The organism is Paracoccus hibiscisoli (assembly GCF_005048265.1).
GTDB lineage: Bacteria > Pseudomonadota > Alphaproteobacteria > Rhodobacterales > Rhodobacteraceae > Paracoccus > Paracoccus hibiscisoli.
The window spans coordinates 24434-32260 of the sequence record NZ_SUNH01000028.1; the positions used below are offsets into that span (position 1 = coordinate 24434).

The following is a 7827-nucleotide window of genomic DNA, read 5'->3' on the forward strand; positions in this document are numbered from 1 at the left end:
CTCTCCTCCCTCAGGTCTTCAGCGCATCGGCCAGCTGGGCGCCATGCGCCACCGTGCCGTCGCGCACGAAGGCTTCGTGCCGGTCCTCGATCCGGTCCAGCTCGTACAGATAGTTGATCATCAGCCCGTGCGCCGATGCCAGCGCCCCCGGCGACAGGTCGGCGGGCCAGTTCAGCCGATGCGCGCAGGCGCCGTTGCCCAGATGGAACCGCGCGACCGGATCGGCGGGCGCACCGCCGCGGCCCTTGGCCTGCACGATATAGCGCGCGGCGACGGCCATGACCTGCGGATGCAGCGCCTCGGCCGCGCCCGGATCGGTCTGCCAGGCGGCCATGGTCAGCGCCTCGCGCAGCGCCACGGTGGGCGCGTCCTGCTGGGCTGCCAGCCAGGCGGCAAAGCCCGGCACCGGCGACAGCGTGACGAAAGTCCGCAGGTCGGGTAGTTCGGCGGACAGGACGGCCACCACCTGCTTGATCAGGAAATTGCCGAAACTGACGCCCTTTAGGCCCGCCAGACTGTTGTTGATGGAATAGAACACCGCCGTGTTGGCCGCCGCCGGTTCGCGCGCATCGGGCGCGGTCAGGATCGGGGCGATGGCGTCGGGCACGCCTTGGGTCAGCGCGACCTCGACAAAGATCAGCGGCTCGTCCCCGGTGGCGGGGTGAAAGAACGCGTAGAGGCGGCGGTCATTGTCGGCCAGCCGCCGCTTGAGGTCGGGCCAGCCCTGCATCTGATGGACGCTTTCGTATTCCATCAGCTTTTCCAGGATCGCGGCGGGCGCGTTCCAGTCGATGCGCCGCATGGACAGGAACCCGCGGTTGAACCAGCTGGCCAGCAGATGCGCAAAATCGGCGTCGATGGCGGCCAGATCGGGGTCGGCGCGCATCGCGGCCAGCAGGTCCTGACGCATCCGCACCAATTGCAAAGTCGCGCCCGGCGCCATGTTCAGCCGGCGCAGCAGGGTCTGGCGGGCAGGCTCGACCGCCTCGAACAGATCGGCCACGCGGCGGGCGTCCGGGGTGGCGTCCCAGGCCGCATAGGCGGCGCGGATCGCATCGGCATCGACGCCGTGATCGTCGCGCATGGCGCGAAAGAAGTCGGCCCGCTGATCCGCGTCCAGCTCGGCATAGGCCGACAGCGCCTGTTCCGCCACCGCCACCCGCGCCGCATCCCCGATACGCCCCATCAGCACCGTGCAGGCCACCCGCGCGCGCTCCGATGCAGGCCGCGCCAGCGCCTTGAGCGTCTCGGCCTCGCCACCCCGCTTGCGGCGGGTGATCGCCTCGACGAAATCCGACAGGAATCCCAGTCTCTGCTTGCCCATGATGTTCCTCCCCGAGGATTGATATACATCGAATCGGCGCTGATGTATATAACAACCTTCATCGTGGACATCCTGCCTGCCCTGCGATGGAATATGATCTGACCACACGCGCCCTGAGGCCCCGATGACCCTGCCTGCCGCCCACCGCATCCGCCTGGCCCTGGAAAACGCCATTGTCGATGGCCGTTTCGTGCCCGGCGCGCGGATCGACCCCGATGCCATCGCCGCCGAATACGGTTGTTCGCGCACGCCTGTGCGCGAGGCGCTGCAGGCGCTGGAGGCGTCGGGCCTGCTGATCGTGCAGCCCAAGCGCGGCACCTTCGTCGCCAAGCTGGGCGTCCCAGAGCTGATGGACCGGTTCGAGGTCATGGCCCGGATGGAGGCGTTCTGCGCGGGCCTGGCCTGCCGCCGCGCCGATGCCCACGACCTGGACCGCATCGCCACCACACTGGACGCCTGCGAGGCCGCCGCCGGCGACCCCGACCGCTATTACGCGGAAAACACCGCCTTTCATCAGGCCATCTATCACGCCGCCCACAACGCCTTTCTGGAGGCCGAGACGCTGCGCCTGCAGGCGATCCTGCAGCCCTATCGCCGCCGCCAGTTGCAATCTCCGGGGCGGGTGGCGCGGTCGTTGGACGAACACCGCCAGATTGGCGCCGCGATCCGCGCGGGGGATACCGACCGCGCCGAACGGGCGATGACCGATCACGTCCTGGTCCAGGGGGAACGGTTCCGCGATCTGGTGGCGCTGGTGGGGCGACTGACGCCGCAGCCGGGACCTCAGGCGGGGGGTGTGGCCTTGCGCTGACGGCGACGTTCCAGGCCCAGGGCGTGTTCGCGCCAGATGATGAGGATGCCCGCCAGGATGACCAGCGCGGACCCCCCGATGACCGCGGGGGTCGGCACTTCGGCAAAGACGTACCAGCCCAGGGCCACCGCCCAGATCATCGCGACATAATCAAAGGGCGCCACCACCGAGGCATCGGCATGGCGATAGGCCGAGGTCAGCAGGATCTGCCCCAAGCCCCCCAGAAGACCCGTCAGCACCAGCTGCGCCAGCACTCCGCCCCCCGGCATCACCCAGCCAAACGGCAGCGTCAGCAGCGACAGCAGCGTCGAGGTGACCGAGAACCAGAACACGATGGCCGATGTCCGTTCGACCTGCACCAGCTGGCGCACGAAGATCTGCGCCAGCGCCGCCGCCGCCGCCCCGCCAAGGGCCACCACCGCCCCCAGCATCCGCAGCGGGTCCGCCCCCGGCCCCGCGCCGATCTGCGGCGACAGCACGATCAGCACCCCGGCCAGGCCCAGCCCGACCATCGACAGGCGAAAGGCGCGGACGTTCTCTCCCAGAAACATGCCCGCCAGGATCACCACCAGCAGCGGCGCGGCAAAGCCGATCGCCGTCACCTCGGGCAAAGGCAGCAGCGACAGCGCCCAGAAATTCAGCGCCATCGCCGTGGTGCCCACCAGCCCGCGATAGACATGGCCCATCGGGTTCGCGGTCCCCAAGCCCACCCGCAGCTCTGACCGCCACAGCAGCCAGACCAGGATCACCGGCAGCGCAAAGAACGACCGAAAGAACACCTGCTGACCCGGCGGGATCGCGGCGTTTTCGGCGGTGGCCTTGATCAGCGCGGCCATCAGCGTGAACACCGTCACGCTGGCGCATTTCAGCGCGATGCCACGCAGCGGCGAATCGGACTGGGGCATGGGCAACCTTGAAAGGGGCCGGGTTCGGCCCCTTGTGCTACCCCCGGGTTGCACGATCTGCAAGCGATCAGGCAGCGGCGATGGCCAGCCCGTCCGCCACGGCGGTGAACACCTCATGCGCGCGGTGATCGGCATCGGGGAACTGCGCGCGCAGCGTCTGCTGCACGATCGACAACAGGCTGGAGCCGCCGACATAGATCACCTGGTCGATATCGGTATCGGACAGGCCCGCGCGGCGCAGGGTCTCGGTCGCGCCCTCGCGCAGCTGGGCCGCGTGGCGCGACAGGCTGTCGGCCATGGCCTGGCGGGCCAGCGGTGCGGACAGGCCAGCCCGGATCGCGTCCAGGCGGATCGCGGCGTCACCGTCATTCGCGGCGATCTTGCCGGCCTCGACCGCAAAGGCCAGATCGTGGCCCAGATCCTCCTCCAGCACCGCGGCCAGATCCGCCAGGGCCTGCGGCTGTTCGGCCAGGCGCGCCATCTCAGCCACCAGGCGGCGGTTCTGGGGCGTGTTGACAAAGGGGATGCGCTCCCACGTGGCCAGATCGGCAAAGATCGCGTTCGGGACGGGCGAATGGCCCGGCCCCATCGCCTTGCGCAGGCGCGTGCCCCGACCCAGCAGCGGCATGACATGATCCAGGCTGATCGCGCGGTCGAAATCGGTGCCGCCGATGCGCACGCCGTGGCTGGCCAGAATCGTCACACCCCCGTCGCCCGCCCGAAAGACCGAGAAATCCGACGTGCCGCCGCCGACATCGACGATCAGCCCCGTGGCGCCCGGGCGATGGGTGGCGCCCGCCGCGATGGCCGCGGCCTCGGGTTCGGGCATGAAGTCCACCTCGCGAAAGCCCGCCGCCAGATAACAGGCGCGCAGGTCATCCTCGGCCTGCTGTTCGCGCGGGTCGTCGGTGCCGTGAAAGACCACGGGACGCCCCGACAGGACGCGGTCGAAGGTCAGGCCGGTCTGCGCCTCGGCCCGGGCGCGGACCTGGTGCAGAAAGCGCGCGATCAGGTCCGACAGGCTGATCCGTTCGGTCAGGATCATCCGCTGTTCATGCATCAGGGGCGTGCCCAGCACGCGTTTCAGCGCCCGCATGAAGCGCCCCTCGCGCCCCTCCAGCAGGGCGCGGTTGGCGGGCCCGCCCAGCAGGGTGCCGCGCGTGGCCGCGTCAAAGAAGAACGTGGTCGGCATGGTGGTGGCCCCGGCCTCCAGCCCGATCAGCTGCGGGCGGCCGTCGGGGGCATGGCCCGCGACCGTGTTCGAGGTGCCGAAATCGATGCCCAGACCGCTGCCGCGCCGTGTCATGCCGGATGTCCTTGCCAGTGCCGGGGGCGCGATGGCCCCCCTTGGGCGGCCCTCATAGCCATCCGGCCCGCGCCTTGAAAGCCCGGATCGACCGCTAACCGGATCTTAGCGAATCGTCGCTAGACTGAACCTCTCGACCCTGTCCCGGAGCACCTTATGACCCTGATCCCGCCCTTGTCGCTGCGCCAGAAGATCACGACGACCAGCCTCGCCCTGATGGCCACGCTGGCGGTGGTTCTGGTCACGACCCTCAGCATGGCACAGCGGGACAGCCTGCTGAGCAACGCCCAGAACGCGCAGCGGATCACGCTGCGGGTGCTGGCCCATGAGCTTGAGGCCGACTTTCCGGGCTTTGCCTTCGCCCTCGGAGCCGATGGCATCCCGCAATCCGTGGTCTGGCCGGACATTCCCGATTTCGCCGCGCATGAGATGGTCGACAGCGTCGGCCAGCAGACCGGAGAGACGGCGACCGTCTTTCGCCTGGACCCGGCGGTCGGTCATTTCATCCGCATGACAACCAACGTCCAGAAAGCGGACGGCACGCGCGCCGTGGGCACCCCGCTGGACCCGACCGGCCCGGTTCATGCCGCCATGCTGCGGGGCGAGACCTATGCCGGGACCGCCACCATTCTGGAGCGGCCTTATCTGACGATCTATGTTCCCGTCCGCGACAGCGCGGGCCAGGTCACCGGCGTTCTGTACGCGGGTGTCCTGATGGAGGGGATCGAGGCCGTGCTGGCGCGCAACATGCTGGTGGCGATCGGGCTGACCGCACTGTGCCTGGCGGTGGCTTTCGTGCTGAACCTGGTGATGACGCGCCGGGCGCTGCGGCCCTTGACGGCGGTCGATGCGGCCATGCAGGACATCGCCCGCCAGCAATACGACCGCGACATCCCCGGCACGACGCTGCGCGACGAGATCGGGTCCATCGCCCGAAACCTGGCACAGTTCCGGGACGGCCTGGCCGCCGCCCGGCACGAGCGCGAGGAGGCCACGATCCGACGCGACAAGCGCGCCGCCGAAGCGGTTGTCGAAGCCCGAAAGCAGGACCGCGTGTGTGCCGATATCTCGGCCGGGCTGGAGCGTCTGGCCGGGGGCGACCTGTCGGCGCACATCCCCAACCCGCCGCATGATCCCTTCCCGTCCGAATACGAGGCGCTGCGAACCAGCTTCAACACGGTCGTGTCGGACCTTGGCCAGACGATGGCCCGCATCATCGACGTCGCCCATCAGGTCCGCACCGGTTCCGAGGAGATCACCTCGGCCGCGCAGGATCTGGCGGGCCGGGCCGAGACACAGGCCGCGACGCTGGAGGAATCCGCCGCCGCCCTGACCGAGCTGACCGCCAGCGTGACCTCGACCGCCGATCTGGCGCGCACGGCCGAAGGGGCCTCGCGGGCCAACCGCGCCATCGCCGAGGAGGGGCGCAGCATCGTGGGCGAGGCCATCGACGCTATGCAGCGCATCGAGGCGTCCTCGGATCAGATCAACCGGATCATCACGGTGATCGACGACATCGCGTTCCAGACCAACCTGCTGGCGCTGAATGCCGGCGTCGAGGCCGCACGGGCCGGCGAGGCGGGGCGCGGCTTTGCCGTCGTCGCCTCCGAGGTGCGGGGCCTGGCGCAGCGTGCGTCGGAATCCGCACGCGAGATCAAGGGCCTGATCTCGGACTCGTCGCAGCATGTGCGTTCCGGTTCGTCGCTGGTGTCGCGGACGGGCGGCAGCCTGGAGCAGATCCTGACCAAGGCGCGCGAGGTGTCCGAACAGGTGGCGGCCATCGCGCTGGCCGCGGGCGATCAGTCCACCGCCCTGTCCGAGATCAATTCCGGCGTGAACCACCTGGATCAGGTGACCCAGCAGAACGCCGCCGTGGCCGAGGAAACGAACGCGGCCGCAGCCTCGCTCCAACATCAGGCGGGCATCCTGGGCGCGGCGCTGACCAGCTTCAGCTTCGACCCCTCGATTCGCCCGGCCCCGACCTCGGCCCCCGCCCGCAGCCCCGCCGCACGCCCCCGTGCGATGGCCGCCGAGGTCATGCCGCGAATGATAGAGTTCTAGGCTCCGCCCTGTCCGGGGCGGCGCACCCTCGACGCCACCTGCGTGAGTGTTCGGGTAGTGATGCGTCGCCCCCCAGGTTGCGCAGCATCCACGTCGGCGTCTTGCACCTACCACACTCCCTGTGACTCGGTTTGACTCGTGACGATCAGGGTGATGTCCTGCGCGGTATAACCCAAGTCGTGGGTCGTCTGAATGGGGCGCCGGTGTGGAGTGTATCATCCGCTCTTGTCCCCAACGACCGCGCCGTCAGGTGAACGATCTGGCGGAGCGGCTATCGATAGTTGGCTTGCGATACCCGTCCTGTCACACCAAATCAATTTGAGTGACGACGCGAAAACTGGGCGCCTCATATACAGTCTCTCGTAAGGTGCGCCGGTCCTCTGACAAGCACCAGAAGTCGAAGACCAGCAGACGCGGGTGGGCGTCGTCCTTAGCTGGCCCAAAGAGGAAGTTGCTGCAGGGAGGGGGCCTAAACGACCTCCGAACGATGACGCAACCGGACAAGGAGATCATACGAGGTCTTTGCGGATGACGTTGCCCTCAACTTTTATCCAGCGTGAGCGAGACTCCGGGTTTGAGTTTTGCCTGTTTGGGAGGGTTGGGCAACGGGGGCTGGCGCGGCGCTTTGCGGATTGCGCAGCATCAGACTCCGTTGCGGGTTGAAGGTCTGGGCGAACTTGGCAGGCGTCTGCCAGCCGAGGCGCGAGTGGGGACGTTCGGTGTTGTAATCCTTTCGCCAGGCCGCGAGCGTAGCGCGGGCGTGGTTCAGGGACGGGAACAGCGTCTCGTTCAACAGCTCGTCGCGCAGACGGCCATTGAAGCTCTCAATGAAGGCGTGTCTCGGGTCGGCTTTCCCGGCGCGATGTAATGCCAGGCGATCTTGCGGTCATCGGCGAAGGTCAGGATCGCGTTTGAGGTGAACTCGGTGCCATTGTCGCTGACCACGGTTCCGGGCTTTCCGCGGGCCTCGAACAGGATCGCCAGCTCTCGCGCGACCCTTACGCCGGACAGGGACGTGTCGGCGATCAGGGCGAGACATTCCCGCGTGCAGTCATCGACCACGGTCAACACGCGGAAGCGGCGGCCATCGGTCAACTGGTCGGACACGAAGTCGAGCGACCAGCGCTGGTTCGGCATCAGCGGAAGCGCCATCGCGGCTCGCGTCCCTATCGCCCGTTTGCGGCCACCGCGGCGACGGACATGCAGCCGCTCCTCGCGATAGATGCGCAACAGGCGTTTGTGCTTCACCTCGTGGCCTTCGCGGCGTGAGGCAACACATGCAGCCGCCGATATCCCCCCTACGCATCCGCCGATGATACCCCTGGGGCGGCGGTCATTTTCTCCAGACTTCTGGCCAAATCGCCGCGCGGCGAATAATCTGACCGCCAGACCCCTGAAAACCGGAACGCCATGCCAGCCG

General features: G+C 68.2%; 5 protein-coding genes and 1 pseudogene. 2 read left to right on the forward strand and 4 right to left on the reverse strand.

The window, feature by feature from the left end; genetic code table 11:
* Positions 1-10: 10 nt before the first annotated feature.
* On the reverse strand, positions 11-1324 hold the full coding sequence (locus tag FA740_RS16345; protein WP_169306337.1) for a malonyl-CoA decarboxylase domain-containing protein: 1314 nt from the start codon (positions 1322-1324) through the stop codon (positions 11-13).
* Positions 1325-1448: 124 nt separating this feature from the next.
* On the opposite strand from FA740_RS16345, the gene FA740_RS16350 reads away from it, so the two are divergent.
* A complete protein-coding gene (locus FA740_RS16350) occupies positions 1449-2135 on the forward strand; it encodes a GntR family transcriptional regulator (protein WP_136857880.1) in 687 nt (228 codons plus the stop codon).
* Here the strand turns inward: FA740_RS16350 and FA740_RS16355 are convergent.
* Positions 2108-3040, reverse strand: a complete 933-nt coding sequence (locus FA740_RS16355; RefSeq protein WP_136857881.1) for a DMT family transporter — start codon at positions 3038-3040, stop codon at positions 2108-2110. The two genes, FA740_RS16350 and FA740_RS16355, sit on opposite strands and share 28 nt — an antisense overlap.
* Before the next feature lie 67 nt (positions 3041-3107).
* On the reverse strand, positions 3108-4346 hold the full coding sequence (locus FA740_RS16360; protein WP_136857882.1) for an Hsp70 family protein: 1239 nt from the start codon (positions 4344-4346) through the stop codon (positions 3108-3110).
* Between the two features lie 156 nt (positions 4347-4502).
* Here FA740_RS16360 and FA740_RS16365 point away from each other — a divergent pair, with 156 nt between their 5' ends.
* A complete protein-coding gene (locus tag FA740_RS16365; RefSeq protein WP_136857883.1) occupies positions 4503-6407 on the forward strand; it encodes a methyl-accepting chemotaxis protein in 1905 nt (634 codons plus the stop codon).
* Positions 6408-6954: 547 nt separating this feature from the next.
* On the opposite strand, the pseudogene FA740_RS16370 reads toward FA740_RS16365, so the two are convergent.
* A pseudogene (locus FA740_RS16370) lies at positions 6955-7702 on the reverse strand (IS3 family transposase); the annotation flags it as partial.
* Positions 7703-7827 lie beyond the last annotated feature (125 nt).

What these genes read in the sequence shown, in the direction of transcription:
- FA740_RS16365 (WP_136857883.1), top strand. Translation starts at nt 4,503, where the DNA reads ATGACCCTGATCCCGCCCTTGTCGCTGCGCCAGAAGATCACGACGACC.
- FA740_RS16360 (WP_136857882.1), bottom strand. Translation starts at nt 4,346, where the DNA reads ATGACACGGCGCGGCAGCGGTCTGGGCATCGATTTCGGCACCTCGAAC.
- FA740_RS16350 (WP_136857880.1), top strand. Translation starts at nt 1,449, where the DNA reads ATGACCCTGCCTGCCGCCCACCGCATCCGCCTGGCCCTGGAAAACGCC.
- FA740_RS16355 (WP_136857881.1), bottom strand. Translation starts at nt 3,040, where the DNA reads ATGCCCCAGTCCGATTCGCCGCTGCGTGGCATCGCGCTGAAATGCGCC.
- FA740_RS16345 (WP_169306337.1), bottom strand. Translation starts at nt 1,324, where the DNA reads ATGGGCAAGCAGAGACTGGGATTCCTGTCGGATTTCGTCGAGGCGATC.